Origin of the sequence: Natronorubrum amylolyticum (assembly GCF_052040145.1) — an archaeon.
Lineage (GTDB): Archaea > Halobacteriota > Halobacteria > Halobacteriales > Natrialbaceae > Natronorubrum.
This window is the reverse complement of sequence record NZ_JBPPFW010000003.1, coordinates 587,936-609,557: the sequence shown is the minus strand read 5'-3', so window position 1 is coordinate 609,557 and position 21,622 is coordinate 587,936. Positions and strand designations below refer to the sequence as shown.

At 64.3% G+C, this 21,622-nt stretch carries 22 protein-coding genes; 12 read left to right on the top strand and 10 right to left on the bottom strand.

The annotated features are described in order from the left end of the window. Nucleotides 1–26: 26 nt before the first annotated feature. From ACSFDB_RS14410 to ACSFDB_RS14400, 3 genes are all read left to right on the top strand, one after another. Nucleotides 27–200, top strand: a complete 174-nt coding sequence (locus ACSFDB_RS14410) for a DUF8014 family protein (protein ID WP_440771644.1) — start codon at nucleotides 27–29, stop codon at nucleotides 198–200. A gap of 124 nt (nucleotides 201–324) precedes the next feature. Next, nucleotides 325–1,197 (top strand): carboxypeptidase regulatory-like domain-containing protein, encoded by an 873-nt coding sequence (locus tag ACSFDB_RS14405; RefSeq protein ID WP_440771643.1) that lies wholly within the window; start codon nucleotides 325–327, stop codon nucleotides 1,195–1,197. 128 nt (nucleotides 1,198–1,325) lie between these two features. Beyond that, entirely contained in the window at nucleotides 1,326–1,550 is a 225-nt protein-coding gene (locus tag ACSFDB_RS14400; RefSeq protein WP_440771642.1) for a PhlB family protein, read from the top strand. Nucleotides 1,551–1,690: 140 nt separating this feature from the next. Here the strand turns inward: ACSFDB_RS14400 and ACSFDB_RS14395 are convergent, their stop codons facing one another. Beyond that, the gene (locus tag ACSFDB_RS14395) at nucleotides 1,691–3,409 is read right to left on the bottom strand and encodes a glutamate--tRNA ligase (protein WP_440771641.1); all 1,719 of its coding nucleotides are present in this window, start codon (nucleotides 3,407–3,409) and stop codon (nucleotides 1,691–1,693) included. 147 nt (nucleotides 3,410–3,556) lie between these two features. Between ACSFDB_RS14395 and ACSFDB_RS14390 the strand changes: the two genes are divergently transcribed. Beyond that, nucleotides 3,557–4,042 (top strand): TspO/MBR family protein, encoded by a 486-nt coding sequence (locus tag ACSFDB_RS14390; RefSeq protein WP_440771640.1) that lies wholly within the window; start codon nucleotides 3,557–3,559, stop codon nucleotides 4,040–4,042. Nucleotides 4,043–4,102: 60 nt separating this feature from the next. Here ACSFDB_RS14390 and idsA3 read toward each other — a convergent pair whose 3' ends face one another. Both idsA3 and ACSFDB_RS14380 read right to left on the bottom strand, forming a co-directional pair. Next, nucleotides 4,103–5,200 (bottom strand): geranylfarnesyl diphosphate synthase, encoded by a 1,098-nt coding sequence (gene idsA3, locus ACSFDB_RS14385; protein WP_440771639.1) that lies wholly within the window; start codon nucleotides 5,198–5,200, stop codon nucleotides 4,103–4,105. A gap of 1 nt (nucleotide 5,201) precedes the next feature. Beyond that, nucleotides 5,202–6,554, bottom strand: coding sequence for an RNase J family beta-CASP ribonuclease (locus ACSFDB_RS14380; RefSeq protein ID WP_440771638.1), 1,353 nt, complete (start codon nucleotides 6,552–6,554; stop codon nucleotides 5,202–5,204). A 444-nt stretch (nucleotides 6,555–6,998) separates the two neighbouring features. On the opposite strand from ACSFDB_RS14380, the gene ACSFDB_RS14375 reads away from it, so the two are divergent. Together ACSFDB_RS14375 and ACSFDB_RS14370 are read left to right on the top strand one after the other, a co-directional pair. Continuing rightward, on the top strand, nucleotides 6,999–7,907 hold the full coding sequence (locus ACSFDB_RS14375; RefSeq protein ID WP_440771637.1) for a DUF726 domain-containing protein: 909 nt from the start codon (nucleotides 6,999–7,001) through the stop codon (nucleotides 7,905–7,907). 132 nt (nucleotides 7,908–8,039) lie between these two features. After that, nucleotides 8,040–10,373 (top strand): amino acid permease, encoded by a 2,334-nt coding sequence (locus tag ACSFDB_RS14370; RefSeq protein WP_440771636.1) that lies wholly within the window; start codon nucleotides 8,040–8,042, stop codon nucleotides 10,371–10,373. A gap of 527 nt (nucleotides 10,374–10,900) precedes the next feature. Here the strand turns inward: ACSFDB_RS14370 and ACSFDB_RS14365 are convergent. Both ACSFDB_RS14365 and mvk read right to left on the bottom strand, forming a co-directional pair. Continuing rightward, nucleotides 10,901–11,641, bottom strand: coding sequence for an isopentenyl phosphate kinase (locus ACSFDB_RS14365; protein ID WP_440771635.1), 741 nt, complete (start codon nucleotides 11,639–11,641; stop codon nucleotides 10,901–10,903). Continuing rightward, the gene (gene mvk, locus ACSFDB_RS14360) at nucleotides 11,638–12,624 is read right to left on the bottom strand and encodes a mevalonate kinase (RefSeq protein WP_440771634.1); all 987 of its coding nucleotides are present in this window, start codon (nucleotides 12,622–12,624) and stop codon (nucleotides 11,638–11,640) included. The genes ACSFDB_RS14365 and mvk overlap by 4 nt, the downstream gene beginning before the upstream one ends. 130 nt (nucleotides 12,625–12,754) lie before the next feature. Between mvk and ACSFDB_RS14355 the strand changes: the two genes are divergently transcribed. The 6 genes from ACSFDB_RS14355 to ACSFDB_RS14330 all read left to right on the top strand — a co-directional run bounded on the left by ACSFDB_RS14355 (nucleotide 12,755) and on the right by ACSFDB_RS14330 (nucleotide 18,856). Then, nucleotides 12,755–13,783 carry a phosphate/phosphite/phosphonate ABC transporter substrate-binding protein gene (locus ACSFDB_RS14355; RefSeq protein WP_440771633.1) on the top strand — a complete coding sequence of 343 codons (1,029 nt, stop codon included), beginning with the start codon at nucleotides 12,755–12,757 and terminating at the stop codon, nucleotides 13,781–13,783. 6 nt (nucleotides 13,784–13,789) lie between these two features. Further along, nucleotides 13,790–14,491, top strand: a complete 702-nt coding sequence (locus ACSFDB_RS14350; protein ID WP_440771632.1) for a phosphonate ABC transporter ATP-binding protein — start codon at nucleotides 13,790–13,792, stop codon at nucleotides 14,489–14,491. Beyond that, nucleotides 14,484–15,374, top strand: a complete 891-nt coding sequence (gene phnE / locus ACSFDB_RS14345) for a phosphonate ABC transporter, permease protein PhnE (RefSeq protein ID WP_440771631.1) — start codon at nucleotides 14,484–14,486, stop codon at nucleotides 15,372–15,374. The genes ACSFDB_RS14350 and phnE overlap by 8 nt, the downstream gene beginning before the upstream one ends. An 81-nt stretch (nucleotides 15,375–15,455) precedes the next feature. After that, a complete protein-coding gene (locus ACSFDB_RS14340; RefSeq protein WP_440771630.1) occupies nucleotides 15,456–16,379 on the top strand; it encodes a thiamine-phosphate synthase family protein in 924 nt (307 codons plus the stop codon). Nucleotides 16,380–16,742: 363 nt separating this feature from the next. After that, nucleotides 16,743–17,894: a DUF354 domain-containing protein gene (locus tag ACSFDB_RS14335; protein WP_440771629.1), complete on the top strand. Its 1,152-nt coding sequence runs from the start codon at nucleotides 16,743–16,745 to the stop codon at nucleotides 17,892–17,894. Next, on the top strand, nucleotides 17,891–18,856 hold the full coding sequence (locus tag ACSFDB_RS14330) for a glycosyltransferase family 4 protein (protein WP_440771628.1): 966 nt from the start codon (nucleotides 17,891–17,893) through the stop codon (nucleotides 18,854–18,856). Before ACSFDB_RS14335 ends, ACSFDB_RS14330 begins: the two co-directional genes overlap by 4 nt. Before the next feature lie 81 nt (nucleotides 18,857–18,937). Here the strand turns inward: ACSFDB_RS14330 and ACSFDB_RS14325 are convergent, their stop codons facing one another. The 5 genes from ACSFDB_RS14325 to ACSFDB_RS14305 all read right to left on the bottom strand — a co-directional run bounded on the left by ACSFDB_RS14325 (nucleotide 18,938) and on the right by ACSFDB_RS14305 (nucleotide 21,621). Beyond that, a complete protein-coding gene (locus ACSFDB_RS14325) occupies nucleotides 18,938–19,060 on the bottom strand; it encodes a hypothetical protein (RefSeq protein ID WP_440771627.1) in 123 nt (40 codons plus the stop codon). Between the two features lie 159 nt (nucleotides 19,061–19,219). After that, nucleotides 19,220–20,035, bottom strand: coding sequence for a 30S ribosomal protein S2 (gene rpsB, locus ACSFDB_RS14320; RefSeq protein WP_006088594.1), 816 nt, complete (start codon nucleotides 20,033–20,035; stop codon nucleotides 19,220–19,222). Further along, nucleotides 20,032–21,243 (bottom strand): phosphopyruvate hydratase, encoded by a 1,212-nt coding sequence (gene eno, locus ACSFDB_RS14315; protein WP_440771626.1) that lies wholly within the window; start codon nucleotides 21,241–21,243, stop codon nucleotides 20,032–20,034. The genes rpsB and eno overlap by 4 nt, the downstream gene beginning before the upstream one ends. Then, nucleotides 21,240–21,425 carry a DNA-directed RNA polymerase subunit K gene (locus ACSFDB_RS14310; RefSeq protein WP_006088592.1) on the bottom strand — a complete coding sequence of 62 codons (186 nt, stop codon included), beginning with the start codon at nucleotides 21,423–21,425 and terminating at the stop codon, nucleotides 21,240–21,242. Before ACSFDB_RS14310 ends, eno begins: the two co-directional genes overlap by 4 nt. A gap of 1 nt (nucleotide 21,426) precedes the next feature. Further along, nucleotides 21,427–21,621, bottom strand: coding sequence for a DNA-directed RNA polymerase subunit N (locus ACSFDB_RS14305; RefSeq protein ID WP_006167943.1), 195 nt, complete (start codon nucleotides 21,619–21,621; stop codon nucleotides 21,427–21,429). Between the last annotated feature and the right edge of the window lies 1 nt (nucleotide 21,622).

Here is a 21,622-nt window from a genome sequence, read left to right as displayed (position 1 = left end):
GAGTCGGCCGCCGTCGTAGAGCGCCTATGGACTGCACTGAGGACGACTGCGACCGGCCCGCCGCCGTCGAACTCCACATCCCCTGGGCCGACAATCGGCTGGTCTGTGCCGCCCACGCGCGGGTGCTGGGTCGGCGGGACGGCGTTGTTGCGGATCCGGATGTGGATCGTGGAGACGACCTCCTCGAGGGCGAAGAGTAGTGCATCTATCCAGATATCTGGCGAACCAATACGCGTGAATGTAATTTGTTTCCGTTAGTCACGTGAACGTGTGGGAATTAATACGGAACAGATATGACTGAACGCGCATTTGCGTATCCCAGCTATGCAACCCACACGCCGAACAGTCATCCACCGCTCGAGTCTTCTCGCTACTGGTCTGCTGGGCACTACGAGAACAGTTACTGCCGATGGACGCGAATCCACTGCGACCGGCCACCTTGAGGGGACAGTCACGCACTTCGGGCAGCCAGTCGAGGACGCACTCCTAAGAGTCGATGAGAAAACCAGCACGGGGACCGACGAAGACGGTGACTTCTCACAGGAGCTCCAACCAGGGACGTACACCAGCTCGGTAACCGCTGATGGCTATGCCCCAGTAACTCGAGAGGTCGACGTCGTTGCGGACTCACGGACAACGATGGACGTCTCCCTCGATCAGGCGTGGGGCCCTGATACGGGTCAACTCGACGTGGCCGTGACGGAAACGGGCGGTGGTGATACCATTCCCTGTGAAATCACGCTGTTCGGAGATGAGACCAATACGCTGTTTGCACCACTGGGTGCGGTCCCTGACGGCGAGAACTGGGAGTCGCCGTTTCGAGTGAGCGAAGGCTGGTGGGAAGTTCGTGCCTCGAATATCGACGGCTACAGCGATGGTTATAAAAAGGTGTACGTCGAGCCTGGCGAAACCGAGTTCGCGTGGGTACAACTTACCGAGGGCGACGAAGAAATCTCGGACACTGGCCGGATCGAGGGGACAGTTACGGACGAACGGGGGAACAGAATCGACGATGCGACGGTGTTCGTTGATGGGGAGCAGCTGGCGGTCACCGAAACCGGCGCGTTCGAAGTCGACCTCGAGCACGGCAGACACCAAATCGAAACACGGGCAGCCGGCTACGAATCCATTGCTGAGGTGACACTGGTAAAGTTCGGTCGAACGACGGAACTTACAATCGCCCTCGAGTCACAATAGCGTCTCTGGCCCATTATATTATAGATCAATTTGTAATCAATCCTATTGAAAATTATGTTGTGAGAGGAAAGAGGGCGTACCAATTTTCAGTGTCGGTATTTATACGCATTCGGAACAATATTATCGATATGAGCATGTTCGAACGACTTGGAGAGAAGGTCGAGCGATTCAAACAGGAGGCGGTGTCCGCACGCGACGACAGTGTCAATTATCGCTGCCGTAACTGCGACGAAGGGTTCCACAGTGAGCAGCAGACGTGCCCAGAGTGTGGCAGTACTGAGGTTTATCAAGTTAGAGCAGACCCCGAGGCTGAGGCGGAAACGGATACGGATACGGACGAAGCACCTGAATGATGCTGTCTGCAGTGGACTCAAGCACGCAACTCACAACCCAACCGTAACCGATCTTGACTCATACGGTCTGTTGTACCGATGTACGGGTGTTGTCGCAGAGCGGCCGCGGTTGCACCGGAACTGACATACAGCGGTCCGTATCAGGGGTGCGTGTAGTACACGACAGTCTCGTCCTCGTCGTGACGATCGATTCTCGCGAAGCCGACCCGTTCGAACTGCACGAGTTCGTCGGCATCGAGGTCGGCGACGCCGGGTTCGGCGTGGCCCCGGACGTCGCCGTCGGGCGTTCGCATACGAACCGCGACGCTCTCGTCCGCAGGTACCCAGTGAACGACGTCGACGTCGCCCTCGCGGACCACGTCGATGTCCTCGCCCGTGTACTGGAGGACGTCCCGCGTAAACTGGAAACAGCCCAGTCCCTTGAGCCAGATGCGCTCCTCGCGCTGGGGGAGATCGTCCTCCTCGAGCATCACGGAGGCACCGACGGGGATCTCGCGGACGCCGCGCTCCTCGTGGTTGGGGTGGAGCGGCGGGTTCGCCTCGTCGGGCGGGCTACCGCCCAGCGGGACCTGGTTGCCGTCGCGGACGAAAAAGCGCCGGTCCGTCTCCTCGTCGATCAGGTCGCGGTTGTTCGCGTAGATCGTGCTCATCGCGAGGTCGACGTCGCTGGTCGACGTGCCGAGCCCGGTCATCGACTCGACGATGGCGTCGCCGCGAATCCCGCGCCGACGGAGGCTCTTGAGCGTCGGCGCGCGCGGATCGTCCCAGCCGTCGAGTTCGCCGTTCTCGATCAGTTCCGCGATCGTCGACGTGCTCATCTTCACGTCGTAGGCGTCGATCTGGACGTGGCCCCAGTGGAGGACCTCGGGATACTCCCAGCCGAAGTAGTCGTAGACGAACTGCTGGCGTTTGGCGGAGTCCTGTAAGTCGATACCGCGGATGATGTGAGTGACCTCGAGCAGGTAGTCGTCGACCCCCGACTGAAAGTCGAGCATCGGCCAGCAGCGGTACTCGCTGGCCTCTTCGCGCGGGTGAGGCGTGTCGATCATCCGGAAGGCGACCCAGTCGCGCAGCGCGGGGTTCTTGTGCTCGATGTCGGTTTTCACGCGGAGGACCATCTCGCCGCTCTCGTACTCGCCGTCGATCATGGCCTCGAACTCTTCGAGAACCGTTTCGACGTCCTTGTCGCGGTGCGGACACGGCTCGCCGTTGTTCTTCAGTTCCGAGAACTCCTCGCCCGAACAGGAGCAAGTGTAGGCTCCGCCCAGTTCGATCAGTTCGCGGGCGTGCTCGTAGTAGGTCTCGAGGCGGTCGCTCGCCCGATAGGTCGCGTCGGGTTCGAAGCCGAGGTAGTCGAGGTCCTCGAGGATCGCGTCGTACGCCTCGAGATCGGGGCGTTTCGTTTCGGGGTCGGTGTCGTCGAAGCGGACGCAGAACCAGCCGTCGTAGCGTTCCTTGTAGCTGCCGATGACGGCGGGCATCCGGGCGTGGCCGACGTGCCACGGTCCGTTGGGGTTCGGCGCGACGCGCATTCGGACCTCGTCGTAGTCGTTCGCGTTGGGCAGGTCGGGCAGGTCGTGTTCGTCCTCCTCGTCCTCGGCTTCGATCTCCGCGAGTTCCTCGGGGGCGAGGTCCTCGAGACGCTCGCGTTTTTCCTCGTAGGATAGGTCGTTGACTCGACCGATGACGCCGCCGGCGATGCCCGGAATCTCGTCGCCGTGCTGGCGAAAGTCGGGGTTGTCGCCCATCAGCGGCCCCATGATCGCCCCGACATCGGCGTCGCTCTCGTGTTTGACGGCGTTCAACAGCGCGTGCTTTTCCGCCTCGCGCTCGATCCGCTCGCGTAGATCGTCGTCCATTGGTGAGCGCTATTCGTGCCCGGACCAAAACCCTCGCGGTGTTCGCTCGCGAGGCCGGATTTGGGTGACCCGTCGTGACGAGCCTTCGAATGAGGTGCTTGTGCTGCCAAGGACAGTCACTACCCGTTTCGGGGTCAAAAACCCCGCATGGAAACCCGCGTTGGACGCCTCGAGTTACGGGAACTGCTCGGCGGCCTCGCCATCATCCTCGGAGTCAACCTCCTCGGCTCGTCGCCGGCGTTCGTCGTCGGCTCCGATACGTCCTGGTTCGCGGAACCGTGGTTCTTCCCGCCGGGCTACGTCTTCTCGATCGTCTGGACGCTGCTGTTTACGCTCATGGGGGTCGCGCTCGTACTCGTCTGGCAGCGGTGGACAAGCCGACGCGCGTTCGCGCTCGCACTCGCCGCGTTCGCGCTCCAGTTCGCACTCAATCTCGCGTGGACCCCGGTCTTCTTCGGATTCCAGCGAGCCGATCTGGGACTGCTCATCATCGGGGCCCTCTGGATTGCGATCGTCGCCACGATCGTCGCGTTCGACCGCATCAGCCGCCTTGCAGCCGCGTTGCTCGTGCCGTATCTCGCCTGGGTGAGCTTCGCGATCGTGCTCAACTATACGATTTACGCCGGCGGCTGATCACCACAGCGTCGCGTCAGGATCGATCGCCACAGAAAAAATCGACTCGAGTGAGTCGTATTAGTAGCCGCGTTCGATCAGGTAATCCGCCAGCTCACAGAGCAGGTCGCGGGCCTCGTTGTCCGGGAGGACCTCGAGTCGTGCTTTCCCCTGGTCGACGAGATCGCGTGCCTTCTCGTTCGCGTAGCTGATCGAGCCGGCCGCCTCGAGTTCGGCGACGGCGTCGTCGATTTCGGCCTCGGTGACCGCCTCGACGTCCGTCGTATCGACCAGCCCTTCGATGTCGACACCCTGATCGCGGGCGTGGACGGTGATCAGCGTCTGTTTGTTCTCGACGAGGTCGCTGCCGCGTTGCTTCCCGAGTTTCTCGCTCGGGACGGTCAGATCGAGGACGTCGTCCTGAATCTGGAACGCGCGGCCGATATCGAGTCCGTAGCCGTAGAGCGCGTCGATGGTCTCGTCGTCGGCTCCGAGCAAGATCGCGGGAAGACACGCCGACGCTGCGTACAGCACGGCCGTCTTCTGTTCGACCATCTCGAGGTACTCCTCGGGCGTGACGTCGGTTCGATTCTCGAATGTGACGTCGAGCGACTGGCCCTCGCAGATCTTCGTACAGGTCGTCGCGAGGATGCCGAGCGCGTCGACGGTCCGGGAGGGATCGGCCCCCGTCTCGAGCATGATCTCGAACGCCTTCGAGTAGAGCGTGTCGCCGGCGAGAATCGCCGTCTCGAGGTCGTACTCCTTGTGGACGGCGGGGACCCCGCGACGGAGGTCATCGTCGTCCATGATGTCGTCGTGGATCAGCGTGAACGACTGGATGACCTCGACGCTGACGGCGGCGTCCATGAGATCGATCGTGTCTCGCGGCGAGTCGCTCGAACTATCCGCGGAGCGTGGTTCCGCGCGCGCTCCGTCGATCGTGGGGAACGCACGGTAGTCCTCGCTGAGCGGCTCGGCGTCGACGAGCGCCTCTCCCGTGGCGAGCAGCACCGTCGGCCGGAGCCGCTTTCCGCCGGCGTCGAGCAGATACCGCGACGCCTCGTAGAGCCGTTCGGGTCGTTGGATCGGTAACTCCTCGGGAATGGCCTCGTTGACCTGCTCGCGGCGCTTCCGAACGGCCTCGAGCACCGCCTCTTCTCGTGCCTCTGGGGTCGTCATATCAGTCGACAAGCTGGATGAGGTTGCCGTTGCGCGTTACGTGAACGTCCCGGCCCATCTGGTAGCCTTCGCTCTCACAGAGGTTGACGTAGCCGGAGAGGCCTTTCAGATTCTGGTGAGCGGGGATGATGTTCTGTGGCTGGAGTGCGTCGAGCATCTCGTAGTGGCCCTCCTGGTTGAGGTGGCCGGAGACGTGGATGTCGTCGTAGATGCGGGCGCCCTGCATGCCGAGCAGTTTCTCGGCCTGGTAGCGCTGGCCTTCGTTGGTCGGCTCCGGGATCACGCGGGCGGAGAAGACGACCTTGTCGCCGTCGTCCAGTTCGTACGGCGTCTCGCCGCGGGCCATCCGGGTGAGCATCGCGCGCGGCTCGCCCTGGTGGCCCGTGACGACGGGCAGGAAGTTCTCCTTGCCCTCGTTCATGATCCGTTTGAACGTGCGGTCGACGGACTTGCGGTGACCGAACATCCCGAGGTCGTCCGGGAAGTCGACGAAGTCGAGTCGCTCCGCGGTTCCGGAGTACTTCTCCATCGAGCGACCGAGGAGGACGGGCTGTCGGCCGATGTCCTTTGCGAACTCGACCAGCGAGGTCACACGCGAGATGTGACTCGAGAACGTCGTCGCGACGATCCCGCCGTCGTAGTCCTCCATGCTGTAGAGGACGTCCCGGAGGTGTTCCCGGGCGACGTTTTCGCTGGGGGTTCGCCCCTTCTTGTTCGCGTTGGTACAGTCCTCGATGTAACAGAGGACGCCGTCGCCCTCGCGACCGATCTCACGGAAGCGCTTCATGTCGATCGGGTCGCCGATGACCGGCGTGTGGTCCATCCGCTTGTCCAGTCCGTAGACGATGGCCCCTTCGGGCGTGTGGAGGACCGGGTTGATCGCGTCGATGATCGAGTGGGTGACGTTAACGAACTCGAGGTCGACGTTGCCGCTGTCGCCGATCGACATCGTTTCGCCGGCGTCCATCTTGACTAAGTCGTTCTCGACGCCGAACTTCTGTTCGCCTTCGATCTGCTGTTTGACCAGTTCGATGGTAAACGGCGTCGCGACGATCGGCGCGTTGTATCGGTGAGCCAGTTTCGAGATGGCGCCGATGTGGTCCAAGTGACCGTGGGTCGGAACGATCGCCTGCACGTCGCCCTCGAGATCGGACATGATTCGGTCGTCCGGAATCGCACCCATGTCGATCAGATCGAGGCTGTGCATCCGTTCGGTTTCGACGTTGTCGTGGATCAGAACCTGCGAGAGGTTCAGCCCCATGTCGAAGATAACGACGTCTTCACCGGCGCGGACGGCAGTCATCTGCCGGCCGACTTCTTCGTAGCCGCCAATTGTTGCAATTTCGATTTCCATAGTTCGTTGTACTGAAAGCCGCGTGGTGGACTCTCGTCGAAACGGTCCGCGGACTCCCGGTTCGCACGGCCCCGGCGTCTTACAGCGCGTCGGCCATCCCGCTATGCGAACGGGGAGACGCCTCGTCTCCGATTCGGCCCACGACACCGTCGTGAGCCCCGAACGCACTTGCCCGCGGGTTTCGCTACGTGACTCTACACACCGGTGCGGTATAAACTCCGTGGGTTTTGCGCCCGCGACATCACGTGCGATACCGGCCGAACAGATTCGGGAAAATTGGTGCGGGCGCCGCCGATCCGTCCGGTTCCGTGACGATCGGTACACGCGGATTTGTCGAGTGAGGTGGGAGCTCGTATTGACAACGTTTCGCAGACGGATCACTCGCCTCTCATCTATCGAAATAGTATAAACATTCATTACCGTGTTTCAGGAGTAAAAGATCGTATGACAGCAGAACACACGAATGGTAGTAACAGGCACAGATCCGTCGTCTCGAGACGCGCCGTGCTCCGAACGTCGGGGGCTGCCGTCGTCGGGGCAGGGGCGATCGTCGGCGGTGCGTCGACCGCGACCGCCAGCGACAAGGGAGACGGCTGTGACGATCCGCCGTGGTCGATTCCGCGCGTAACGACGCGCGGCCACTTCGCCACGTCGGGCGGCGTCCACCTGACCGACGGAAACGACGTCCACAACGTGGAGTACGCCGGCGGTGATCTCCCCGGCGTCCACGGCTCCGCGCCGTCGGAGCTGGTCGTGTTCGTCCACGGCTGGGACAACAGTCCGGAAGGTGCCGTCTGCACCTTCGGCACCGCGGCGTCGACGTTCGCTGCCGAAGGCTACGGACACCCGGTCGTCGGCTACACGTGGGATTCGGACCACGGCTGGTACGATTCGACCGAGATCGCCGAACAGAACGGCGCCAAACTCGCCAACTTCACCTATGCGTACAAAAACGAGAACCCTGGCGTACAGGTCCGATACGTAGCACACTCCCTCGGCGCCCGCGTCGTTCTGATGGCGCTGAAGAACCTCCACGCCTGGGATCGGCTCTCGGACGTCGCGTCCGTCTCGCTTCTCGGCGGGGCGGCCGACGACGATTCGGTCTCGATGGCGGGGACCTACGGCGAAGACATCGCCGCCGCGGCCGGCCGCGTCGACAACTACTGGATGGGCGACGATAGCGTGCTCAACTGGGCGTACGGCTTCGCCGAGTGGGGGAACGCCGTCGGCAACGCCGGCTGCGACGGAACGCCTCCGGGGAACTACACCGACCACGACGTCGGCTACGTCTCCGGTCACAGCGGCTACTACGGAAGCGATGGCTGTCTCCACGAAGTCGTCGCGAACTTCTGACGACGGGTGAAATATCCCAAATGTGCGATTATTGCCGCAATTTATTCCTATATTATCTTTCACTACGAGTTTATGAGACTGACGGAGCCAAAATGGGAAGTTTTCTAAACCGTCGTTTAGAACGGGCCGGTAATGGCGAAAGATCTCGAGCGCGACCTGGGGCTGTTTGCCGTGATCGCGATCAGTATGGGAGCGATGATCGGGAGCGGGATCTTCATCCTTCCCGGCGTCGCGATGGCCGAAGCGGGACCGGCCGTGATCCTCGCGTTCGTGATTGCCGCAATTCTGGTCGTTCCGGCGGCGCTCTCCATCGCCGAACTCGGCACGGCGATGCCCGAAGCGGGCGGTGACTACGTCTTCATCGAACGCGGGCTGGGTCCGACGTTCGGCACCATTGCGGGCCTCGGGACGTGGCTCATGCTGATGCTCAAAGGATCGCTCGCGCTCTACGGCGGCATGTTCTACATCAACTTCGTCTACCAGCTTCCGACGTGGAATCTCGCCGTCCCCGCGGTCGAATCGACGCTTACGATCCCAGGCGTCCGCGCGCTCGGAATTACGTTCGCGATCGTGCTCATCGCAGTCAATCTCTTCGGCGTGAAACAGACCGGCGGGCTCCAGCTGATCATGGTCATCGTCATGCTCGCGATCCTCTCGGCGTTCGTCGCCGGCTCGATCATCCAGGTCGAAGGCGCGAACTTCGACGGCTTCTTCGACGAGGGAATCGACGGGATCCTCAGTGCGACGGCGCTCGTGCTTGTCTCCTACGCCGGCGTGACGAAGGTCGCCGCCGTCGCCGAAGAGATCGAGAATCCCGGCCGGAACCTCCCGCTCGGGCTGCTCGTCTCGCTGATCGCCACGGCATTCCTCTACGCCCTGCTCGTCTTCGTCCTCGTCGGCGTCGTCGAAGGCGACGCGCTGACCGGCACGGAGGAGCCGATGGCCGAGGCGACGGAACTCCTCTTCGGCGAGGTGACGATCTTGGGCGGCATCCCACTCGGGACGCTCGCCGTCGGTGCGATCGTCCTCGCTGCCCTGCTCGCGCTTATCAGCACCGCCAACGCGGGAATTTTGACCGCCTCCCGCTACCCGCTCGCGCTCAGCCGTGACAACCTCTTTCTCTCGAAGTTCGAGTATATCCACCCGCGGTTCTCGACGCCGTTCGTCGCCATTCTCACCACCGGTGCGATCATCATCTTCATCGTCGCCACCCAGGAGGTCGACGAGATCGCCAAGATGGCTGGCGCGTTTCAGATCCTCGTCTACATCCTCGTCTGCGGGGCGCTGATCGCCTTCCGCGAACGCGACCTCGAGTGGTACAACCCCGACTTCCACACGCCGGGCTACCCCTGGGTCCAGCTGTTCGGCATCTTCTCGGGAATCTTCATCATCTCCCAGATGGACGTTCAGGAGATCGTCGGCTCGATCGTCATCGTGATCTTCGGCTTCGTCTGGTTCCGCTGGTACGCAAAGGAGAAGGTCGAACGCGAAGGCGTCGCCAAGGGACTCGCTCGTCGCGAAGCCAGCAAGCAGTTCGTTCGCGACACCGAAGCGCAGCTCGAGGAAGGAGCGGACTCCCCACAACCCGCCCGCGCGACCGATCAGTACGAACTGCTGATCCCGATCCGACAAGACGTCTCCCGCGAACAGGAGGACGCCTTGATCCAGATGGCCGCACCGATCGTCAGCCGTCGGAACGGCCGGATTCGCGTCGTTCGGTTCGACGAGGTGCCCGATCAGGTACCCCTCGATACGGCGGCGGAGGAGCTGTCCGAAGCCGACATCGAGTTCGAGGAGCGAACCGACGAACTCGTTCGCTATCTCGAGGTACCCGTCGAGGTCGGCGAAATCGTCAGCCACGACACGCGCCACGCGGTCGTCAACTTCGCCGATCGGACCGGCGCGGATCTCATCCTCGCCCGCCAGGAGGCGACCAGCCGCCTCGGGACCCTCTTCGGCCGGGATACCGACTGGATCATGGACCACGCGCCCTGCGACGTCGTCTTCGTCCAGCACGAACAGCGGGTGCAGGTCGACGAGATCGCCATCGTCACCGACCGTAGTCCGTTCAACGATCCGCTCAAGGTCGAACTCGCGGACGCGATGGCAGACGTTCTCGGCGCACGCATCCGGTTTTGCTACGCCGTTTCCGAGAACGCTCCCGAGGAGCTCACCGAGACGATCGAGGAGTACCACGCCGAGTTGGACGATCTCTGTACGGTCCCCGTGGAGTCGACTATCGTCCGTTCGAACGATCCGGTCAAGGGACTCTCGCAGGCGCTCGAGTCGTCCGATATCGTCATCCTGAGTACGGTGACTCACCGCAGGCTCCCGGACCTGGTGATCGAACAGCGATCCGATCGTCTCGCCGCCGCTATCGATCAGCCGGTGTTGCTCGTCCACTCCAAGCAAACGCGTCGAGGCTCGTTCCTGCGGCCGATCCTCGACCGGGTGCTGTTCGACTGAGCGAGGCGCGTTTGTGTCGGATCCGGACTCGGCAGTGCCCGTTCGCCGACGACGCGGTCGGAGCCACAGTACGAACGGTCGCTCGCCCCCGAGTAGTTGCGTCGTCCGTCGGATCAACATGTTAGGCTGACAATCATCTCGTTGGAGGCGGAACACCGTGGTATGGCACGAGACATGCCGAATCCATCAATCACGTGTCCCCTTCGGGACCCGTCCCTCGACCCCGTCCTAACGGTGACACACGGTGAGTAACGCCCTGTCATCGCTCGAACGCCGGTCGCTCCAGCGAACGGTCCACCTCCTCCTTGCGCTTTCGCTCGGAATCTACCTCTATTCCCCGCTATCGGACCTCAGAGCGGCGGAAATACTCGTCCACAACGTCGTCTTTCCCGGACTCGTCCTGTCAGGGGTACTGCTTTGGAAAGGAGGCGCAGTTCGACGGGTGTACCGAACTCGACGCAGGAACGACGAGTGAACGCGAGCGATCCGCGCTGTACACAAACGGCACTAGTATCGAAACAGCGAACCTACTCGATCGTCGTTCCGGCGGCCGAGCCGGCGAGGAACGACTCCAGATCTTCGAGACCGAAAATAGACGCTTCAGCCTCGAGTGCGAGCAACGTCCGCACCTTCGCGGCCATCCCGCCGGTCACGTCGGTCGAGTCGCTGGCACCCAAAATGCTCTCGACGTCCTCGTAGGCCGAAATCCGCTCGACGACCGCCTCGTCGTCGTCCAGTACGCCCGGGACCGTCGAGCAGAGCCCGATCCGGTCGGCTGCGAGGTCGCGAGCCAGTTCGGCGACCAGTTCGTCGCCGCTGACGACGGTCGCGCCCGACCCCGCGTGGGCGATCATATCGCCGTGGAGGACGGGAACGAACCCCTCTCCGAGCAGCGTCTCGACCTGCCCGGTCGGGAGTTCGAGACGCCCCTCCTCGTCGCGGTGGCCCGCCGAGAACGGGTGAACCGGGATCGCTTGTACGTCGCGCTCGAGCAGCCGCGTCAGCACGAACTGGTTCAGCGTCTTCATCGCGCCGTGAATCTCGAGCGCTGCGGTCGCGTCGTGCGTTCCATCAGTTGTGGAGACGCCGTGCTCGCTGGCGTTGTGGTGGCCGAAACTGCCGCCGCCGTGGACGATGACGAGGTTCTCGGTACCGTCTGTGACTGCATCTGCAACCGCGTCGGCCGCTCGTGCGAGCGCCTCGCCGTCGAGCGTCTCCGGGCGATTCTTGTCCGTAATGACGCTGCCACCGAGTTTTAGGACGATCATTCGAGCCGTTCCACCCCGGTTTCGGAGAGTTCGGCGCGGAAGGTGTCCTCACAGCCCGGCGTGTACGACAGCGCCGTCTCGGTCTCGTCGGTTGGATCGAGGGCGACGATACAGCCGCCGCCGCCCGCGCCCGTCAGCTTCGCGCCGTGGGCGCCGGCGTTTCTGGCCGCCCAGACCATCGAATCGAGCGAGCGCGAGGAGACGCCCAGCGCCGACAGCAGGCCGTGGTTGAAGTTCATCAGCCGACCGATCTCCTCGACGTCGTCCGCGGCGAGCGCCTGCTCACCGTTTCGGACGATGTCGCCGATCGATTCGACCGTGTCCGCCGCGAACTCGTACTCCTCGCGGAGGCTGCGAACGCCCGCAACGAGTTTTCCGGTGTCGCCGGCCCCGCCGTCGAAGCCGACCACGATCGGGAGGTCGGGTGCCTCGAGCGAGCGACAGTCGGCATCCTCGACGCGGACGGCCCCGCCCGTGGCCGAACAGAACGTATCGGCTCGAGAGGCCTGTCCGCCCTGGACTTCGTACTCCGTCTGATAGGCTCGCTCGGCGAGTTCCTCGGTCTCGAGGGTCGTGCCGAGTTCGCGGGTGCCGGCGTCGATTGCGGCGACCGCGACGGCCGCCGACGATCCCAGCCCCGCACCGAGCGGGATGTCGCTCTCGATCGTCACGTCGAAGCCAACCTCGTCCTCGCCGGTGACGTCCCGGACCTGCTCGATCGCGCCGTCGACGTACCCCATCGCCGCGGTGAGCAGCGACTCCTGGACGTCCACGTCGGGCGGTCCGTCGGCGGTCCCGCCGTACTCGACGGTGAAGCCGTCCAGACTGAGATCTTCGGCGTGAATGCGCAGTTTGCTGTCCGCCCGTTGCTCGACGCCGACCCGCGCCCGTACCTCGATGGCGCACGGAACCGCGGGCTCGCCGTAGACCACCGCGTGCTCCCCGAACAAGTACACCTTCCCGGGAGCGCTCGAGACTGCCATGGCCGGCCGTTCGCACGACGACGGTTAATAGCTATCTTCTCGGAACGGACTCCTCACCGATCCTGATGGTTCGCTAACTCGCTCCGCGGGTATTCGTGAGTGTTATCCTTTAGTGGTCCCCAGTCCGTCTATGAACCGGAGAACGTATCTCGGCGCGGCAGCAGGCGGTCTCACAGCGGGCGCGGCCGGTTGTCTCGACGGGCTTACCGGCTCGGATATCGACGACGACGAACACCCCGTCGGCGCGTGGGCCGACGGCAGTATCGAGTTCGGCCTGCCGCCGTTTCAGAGCCAGGAGGAACTCGAGGAACAGTACGCGGGCACGTTCGAGTGGCTCGCGGACGGCTTCGACGAGGTCGACAGCGTCGAGGGCGTGCCGACGACGAGTTACAGCGGCGTCGTCGAGAGCGTCGTCAACGGCCACACCGAACTGGCGAACCTCTCGCCGTTCATCTTTGTCCTCGCCCAGGAGGACGACGTCCACCCGCTGGCGATCAACTGGTCGCACGGCTCGGACTCCTATCACACGTACATCGCGACCAGAGCCGACACCGACGTCGAGGAAATCGCGGACCTCGAGGGGAAGACCATCGCGATGGTCGACCCGATGTCGGCCAGCGGGGGAATGTTCCCCCGCCACCGGCTCTCCCAGGAGGGACTGCACGCGGGCGACCTCGAGACGGACCCCGAGGACTTCGACATCCAGTGGGCCGGGAGCCACGACGCTGCGCTCCGCGTGCTCGAGGAGGGCCACGTCGACGCCGCGGCCTACGGCGACTTTCAACACCCCGACGACGACGAAATCGTCAAAATCGCCGAGAGCGACCCGATCCCGTTCGACGTGATCGTCGCCAAACCGGACACGCCCGAAGACGTCCGCGAGGAACTCGCCGATCGACTCGTCGCGACGCCCGAAGAGGCGCTCGAGGACCACCGCGTCGACGAGTACGGCGAGTTCGATCCGGACCTCTACGACCACGTCCGCGACATCGCCGAGGAGATGGGCGTCGATATCGAGACGCTCGACGACGCCGAGGACGAGGGTAGCGATGACGACGAAGACAACGAAACTGACGACGACGATGGAGCCGAAACAGACGACGGCGACGAAGGAAGCGAAAACGACGACGGCGACGACGGGTCCGAGACCGACGAGTAACCGCCCATGCTCACCGTCACCGGTCTCGAGAAACGCTACGACGACGTCGCGGCGGTAGCCGACATTTCGTTCGAACTCGAGCCCGGCTCGCTCGCGGTGTTGGTCGGCCGGTCGGGCGCCGGCAAGACGACGCTGTTGCGGTGTATCGACGGACTGGACCGGCCGGATTCGGGATCGGTTCGACTCGCGGGCGAGCCGCTCGAGCCGACCGACGCGGCGCTGGTCTTTCAGGAGGGCGCACTACTGGACAACAAATCGGCCCTCGAGAACGTCCTCGACGGCGGACTCGCGCGCGAACCGGTCTGGCGGGAACTGCTCGGGTGGCATACGCCCGCGGCGAAGCGAGCCGCGATCGAACGGCTTCACGCGGTCGACCTGGCCGGCTACGCCGACCGCCGCGTCGGCGACCTTTCGGGCGGCGAGCGCCAGCGCGTCGGCATCGCTCGGGCACTCCAGCAGGAGCCGCGAGTGCTGCTGGCCGACGAACCGGTCGCCTCGCTCGATCCGGCGACCGCCCGGGCCGTCCTCGAGCGACTCGCAACGGTCGTTCGCCGCGAGAATCTGATCGGGCTCGTCAGCCTCCACCAGCCGCGGCTGGCCGGCGAGGTCGCGGATCGATATCTCGGTCTTTCCGACGGACGGCTCGCGGTCGACGAGTCGGCGACCGAGATGGGGCCGGACCGAATCGCGGAGGTGTACCGTGGCTGACCCCGACGCCGGAGTAGACGACCGATCCGGCTCTGCAGGGCCCTCCGTCGGCGAGGAGTTCGATCGAATACAGGCTCGCTGGCGACGCCGATTCGCCGTTCGGATCGGTGCCGTCGTCGGGCTGATCGCCCTCGTCCTCGCGACCGCACGGTGGCTCGGCTTCGATCTGGCGTACCTCTACGCCCACCGCCGGAACCTGCGGGACGTCTTGCTAGAGGAGATGCTCGCGCCCGCACAGCTCTGGGCGCAGTTGCAGGCGGACGGCTCGACGCTGGCGTCGGCCACCCTCGAGACGTTAGCGATCGCGGGCGTCGGCACGGCGATCGGGCTCCCGCTCGCGTTCTGTCTCGGGATCCTCGCCGCGGGCAACGTCACCCCCAAAATCGTCCACGCCCCGCTGCGGCTGTTTCTGGGCGGCGTCCGCGCCGTGCCGAGCATGGTCTACGCCCTCCTGTTCGTGATCCTCGCCGGACTCGGCCCTGTCGCCGGCGCGCTCGCAATCGCGATGGGGACGGTCGGCGACCTCGGTCGGCTCTTCGCCGACGAGATGGAGGAGATCGACCGCGCGCCGGTCGAAGCCGTCGCCTCGAGCGGGGCCGGACTACTCGCGACGACCGCGGCCGCCCGACTCCCGCAGGTGACGACGGCCTACGTCGCGTGGACGCTGTTCTACCTCGAGATCAACGCCCGCAAGAGTTCGGTGCTTGGAATCGTCGGTGCTGGCGGGATCGGCTACCCGCTGTTCATGGCGTTCAACGCCAGAAACTACACGCGCGTGATGGCGGCGATCGTGGCGATCCTCGTCCTCGTCGTGAGCGTCGAACTCGTCGCGAATCGGCTCCGGAGCCTGCTCGACGCCGACCGGCGGGCCGCACGGAACTGAGCCGGAACGGTGGGATCGCTCAAGCGCCACCGTTCGGCCGCGGTAGCCGGATTTAAGCCGGTGTCCGCGCTACGCGGTCGTATGTCTCTCGTCCTGCCGAGCGAACTCGTCGTCGATCGGTTTCTCCCGACGGTCCGAGCCATGCTCGCGACCCGACTCGCCGATCGCGGCATGACCCAACAGGAGATCGCGGCCAACCTCGGCGTCACCCAGGCCGCCGTCAGCAAGTACGTGGGCGGCGAGAGCGGCGGCGACGATCGCTTTCGCGAACACCCCGAAACGGTCGCGACGGTCGACCGGATCGCCGACGGGCTCTCGAGCGGAGAGATGGACGGCTACGACGCGCTGGCCGAACTCCTCGCGCTCGTCCGCAGTCTCGAGGACCGCGGCCCGATCTGCGAACTCCACGAGGAGGAGATGCCCGCCCTTCGCGGTCTCGGCTGTGATCTCTGCGTTCGCGGTCTCGACGCCGACGTCCGAGCCGAACGCGACGTGCTCGCCGACGTGCGGACGGCCGCGCGAACGCTCGCGGCAATCCCCGGGATGGCCGACTACGTGCCGAACGTCGGCACCAACGTCGGGATGTGTCTGCCGGAGCCGCGGGACGAGACCGACGTCGCCGCGATTCCGGGCCGAATCTACTCGATGGGACGCCGGATCGAAATTCCCGCGAATCCCGAGTTCGGTGCGTCGAAACACGTCGCCACGGCTCTTCTCGCTGCTAACGCCGTCGATTCCGACGTCCGGGGTGCGATCAACGTCGCGACCGACGAGGGCGTTCTCGAGGCCGCCGGAGAACTGGGGCTGGAACCGCTCGAGTTCGACGCGGACTACGAAGACCGTGGAGCCCACCTCCGGTCGCGATTCGAGGACCGAGGTGGGGTTCCGCTCGTCGCCTACCACGAGGGGGCGTTCGGCATCGAACCGACGACGTTCGTGTTCGGGTCGACGGCCGGTGACGCAGCCCAACTCGTGGACGAACTGGTCGCGATTGCGTCCTCATAGCGGTTCGTGTTGGCCCGGGCTATCGGAACCGGGACGGTATTCTCGAATCGAACTCGGGTTGTGCCGCCCGCTCACAGGAGATGAGTTACTCGAGTTCGACGCCGACTGCGCGGCCAAACGAGTTGCTGCTCCGCACGAACCCAGTCCATCGCCTCACAAACCATCATCGGACCCACGTTGTCCGGCAGTCACGACGGGACTCGAGGCGGCAGCTCACGGCGATTCTCAGTACTGTCAACACGATTGAAACAGTTGCAAGTCTCAGTTATGAGGTGGTTATCGTGGTTTCGAGCGCGTATACGGTTACTAAGACGACGATAGTAATGGGGTGTCAGGAGAGTGGAATTATCCGTCTTAGCACGAATGGATATCATCATCACGATCCAGCACGCGGCGAACGTCCACTTCTTCAAGCACGTCGTCCGCGACCTCGAGAGTGGGGGCCACGACGTGCATGTGTTCGCTCGCGAAAAAGGCGTCGCCGGACGCCTGCTCGACGCCTACGATATCGATCACGAACTGCTTTGTGGGGAACCCGACGGCTGGCTCGGATTAGGACTGACGCAACTATCGTATGAGGTGCGGTTGCTCCGACGGGCGCGCGCTATCGACCCGGCGTACATCGTCAGCAGTCACGGTATCGCCGCGACGCACGTCGCCACGCTGGTCGGCGCGGAGAGCCACGTCTACATCGATACCGAGACGGCGATCAACACCGGTAACAGACTGACCCTCCCGTTCGCGGATGCCCTCTACACGCCCGAGAGCTTCCGCGAAGAGTACGGCGACGATCACGTCACCTACCCCGGCTACCACGAACTCGCCTACCTCCACCCGGATCGGTTCGAACCCGATCCGTCGGTCCTGCGCCGACACGGCGTCGACCCCGACGAACGGTACGCGGTCCTCCGGTTCGGCGCGTGGAACGGCAACCACGACGTCGGCAAGGTGGGGATCTCTCCCGAGGGGCGTTGCGAAATCGTCGACCTGCTCGGAGCCGACGGACGGGTGTACGTCTCCGCGGAGGGCGACGGATCGATCCCCAGCGGCGGCGAGTCGCTCCCCATCCCGCCCGAGGCGTTCCACCACCTGCTCGCGTTCGCCGACATCGTCGTCGGCGAGGTCGCGACGACCACGCTCGAGGCCGGCGTCCTCGGGACGCCGACCGTTCGCATCAGCCCGTTCGCGGGGGCGAGCGAGATGGGGAAGTTCCAGGACCTTGAGGAACACGGCCTCGTCCAGTCGTTCCACACGACTCGCGAAGCGGAAGGAATCGAGGCTATCGAGCGGCTCTCCCGCGATCCGAACGCCGCCGAGACGTGGGCGAGCCGACGCGAGACGCTCCTCGAGGGGACGATCGACGTCAGCGAGTACGTGCTCGGTCAGCTTCTCGAGGATGTCGACGAACGGTCTCTGAAAACGGACACACGGAGCGAGCCTGAACCAGCAACGGAAGCGCGAACCGGGTCCGACCTAGCACCCACCGAGCGCAACGACCCGATTTCGAACCGATGAGGACGACCATACGCGTCCTGAGCCTCACCACGACCGACTGGCGAAGTTTCTATCAGAGTCAGCTCGCCGCACTCGATTCCGTCGACGTCGAGGTGACGACCCTGCCCGTTCCGGGTGAACACCGCGCGCGCGAGGACGACGTCGAGCAGCGGACGCCGGCCGATTACGCCCGATACCTGCCGCAGGTACTCCGAGAAGCGGGCGACGACTACGATCTCGTCCACGCCAACTACGGGCTTACCTGTCCGTTCGCCGTCGCGGCGTCCTCGCTCCCGCGGACCGAGTTACCCGTCGTCTGTACGCTCTGGGGCGGCGAGTATCGCGACAACCCCTACGCGTCGCTCATCGAACGGTTCGCCGCTCGAGCCGACGAGATCGTCGTTCCATCGAACGCGATGGCCGATCGCGTCGACCGGTCCTCTCACGTCGTTCCGTTCCCCGTCGACACGGAACAGTTCCGACCCATTCCACGGGCTGAGGCCCGCGAACGCGTCGGCTGGGCGACCGACGAGCGGATCGTCCTCTTCCCCTACGCGCCGTCGCGCGAGGAGAAGAACTACCCGCTGGCGAGACGCGTCGTCGACGGACTCGAGGGAGACGTCAGCCTCCGGACCGTCGCCAACGAGCCCTACGCGGACGTGCCGTACTACCTGAACGCCGCCGACGCCCTCTTGCTCACGTCGCGATTCGAGAGCGGCCCGATGACGATCAAGGAGGCCGCCGCCTGTAACACCCCGGTCGTCTCGCGCGACGTCGGCTTCGCTCGAGAGGTGCTCGCCGACGTCTCGAACGCCGCTATCGCAAATGACGAGGAGACGCTCCGTGATCGGTTGGCTGCCGTACTCGAGACCACCGAACCCTCGGATGGGAGAGCACAAATCACCGGGTACGGCACCGCGGAGATGGGGATGCGTCTCCGAGGGATCTACGAGCGCTGTCTCGAGAAGCCGACATCGGTGTAACGCGGTTCACCACTCCGTTCGGGTCCACTTTGTGATAGCGTGACCGAGTGACTCTCGTTCGATGACGACGGTCCAGTCGACTCAGAAGCCGACGATGACCCGATACGGAATTCCGAGCGCGAAAATCGCGATCAGCGCCGTCGTCGCGAGGACGACCGGGACCGGGATCGCCTTCTCTTCGAAATCGAACAGGGAATCGAACATACCTCCCATTGGCACGGTTCCTACGTAACTCTGTTGTTCGTCTGTCCACTTGGCTGCGCTCGAGCGCGCCTCAAAGCGGTTTTCAACGTTCGCACTCAGCAATCACTGACCGACTTCGTCGTCCACCTGAAAAACGAACAGTATCCGAATTCGAACGCGTTAGACCATGCTCTCGAAGTCCTCGAGCGAGTAGGACGGCTCCGCGCCGCGCTTGTCGAGGACTTCGTTCGCGAGAAGCCAGTAGACGACCGAGAGGGCCTTGCGACCCTTGTTGTTCGTCGGGACGACGAGGTCGACGTTGCTGACCTGGTTGTTCGAGTCACACATCGCGATGACCGGGATGCCGACCGTGATGGCCTCCTTGACGGCCTGGGCGTCGCCGATCGGGTCCGTGACGACGACCACGTCGGGTTCGATGTAGCCATCGTACTTGGGGTTGGTCAGCGTGCCCGGGATGAAGCGGCCGGTGCGGGCGCGAGCGCCCACGGCTTCGGCGAACTTCTCGGCCGGGAAGCGACCGTACTGGCGCGAGGACGTGACCAGGATCTGCTCCGGGTCGTAGTTCGCGAGGAAGTCCGCGGCCGTGCGGATCCGGCCGTCGGTCTTCGAGACGTCCAGCACGTAGAGACCGTCGGTTCGGACGCGGTGGATGAACCGCTCCATGTCCTTGGTCTTCTGCTGGGTACCGATGTGGACACCGGCGCCGAGGTAGTCCTCGACGGGGATGAGGAGGTCGGCCTCCTCGTCGCTCATGACGTCGTCGTCGAGCGTCGGCCCCTCGTCTTCGGGCTCCTCGTCGGTCACTGGTTCTGCGTCGGCGTCGGCCTCTTCGGCCTCGGCGTCGGCGGGCTGTTCCTCGGCTGGCTCGACGTCTTCCTCGGGATCGGCGGCGGGGCCAGGCCCTTCGGCTGGCTCCTCGTCGATCTCGTCTTCGGCGGCGTCGAGCCCTTCCTGGGTTGCGTCGTTATCTGTCATGTCGCGTCGTCTGCGATTCTGATGAGCTCGTTGAGCTTGGCGGTTCGCTCGCCGCCGACGGCACCCGTTTTGATGTAGGGTGCGTCGGTTGCAACGGCGAGGTGTGCGATCGTCGTGTCCTCAGTTTCGCCCGAGCGGTGGGAGATCACGGAGTCGTAGCCGTTCTGGGTTGCGAGTTCGATCGCGTCGAAGGCGTCGGTCAGCGTCCCGATCTGATTTGGTTTGATCAGGATGCTGTTGGCCGCGTCGCGGTCGATGCCCTCGATGAGCCGATCCGTGTTCGTGACGAACAGGTCGTCACCACAGATCAGCGTCTGATCGCCGACCTCGTCGGTGAGTTCGGCGAAGGCGTCGTAATCGTTCTCGTCGAGGGGATCCTCGACGTAGACCAGATCGTACTCGCGGACCAGATCGGCGATGTACGCGATCTGTTCGTCCGTATCGCGGCTGACGCCGGCGGACTCGTACTCGTAGGTCTCCGACTCGTCGTCGTACATCTCGGCGGCCGCGACGTCGAGCCCGAAGCCGATTCCGAAGCCGACGTCGTCTTCGACCTGCGAGACCGCCTCGTCGACGATCTCGAACGCCTCCTCGTCGTCGATCGATGGCGCCCACGCGCCCTCGTCGCCCTTGCCTGACGGAACGCCTCGTTCCTCGAGCAGGTCGGCGACGGCGTCGTGGACGGCGGCGTTAGCGAAGACGGCGTCTTCGACGTTCGGCGCCCCGACGGGGGCGACGAGGAACTCCTGAATGTCGGTCGCGTCGGCGGCGTGTTCGCCACCGCCGACGACGTTGCCGAGCGGAATCGGGAAGTTCTCGCCGCGGAACGCACCGCCTAAGTGCTGGAACAGCGGCGCGCCGAGGACGTCGGCGCCGGCTTTCGCGGCGGCCATCGAGATGGCGACCGCGCTGTTGGCGCCGATCTCGGAGAAGTCGTCCGTACCGTCCGCGGCGCGGAGGATCGAATCGACTTCTCGTTGGTTGCCCGCGTATGCCTCACCGACGAGTCGGGGGACGGCACGTTCGCGGGCCGCGGCGATCGCCTCGTTGGCGGGTCGTTCGACGGCCTCGTACTCGCCCGTGCTGGCACCGCTGGGTGCTGCAGCGCGACCGAATCCGCCGCTCTCGGTGACGACGTCGGCCTCGACCGTCGGGTTGCCCCGCGAATCGAGGATTCGACGCAGCCGAACGTCGGTAATGCGCGTCATTTCCGGTCGTACCCCCGCTTGACGGTAAACGGCAGGACGCCGGCATCGTACTCTTCGGCGGCGATGAGGATCGGTTCGGTCTGCTTCGTCTCGATCAACACCGGCGCGCCGTAGGACACCTGCAGCGCTCGCGCGCCGAGGATGCGTGCTTTCTCGTAGCGATTGTGACGTTCCTGTTGCATGTTACTGGTATGGGGAGACGACGTCGACGAGGTCGGTGTGGCTGACGAGCATGCGCCGACAGCAGTAGCGGTCGACGCCGAGTTCGTCGAGAACCTCCTGTGGGTCCTCGTCGCCCTCGTTCGCTCGCTCGTCGAACTCCTCCCAGTGTTCGCCGACGACAGTGCCACAGGTGAAACACCGGACCGGTACCATCATA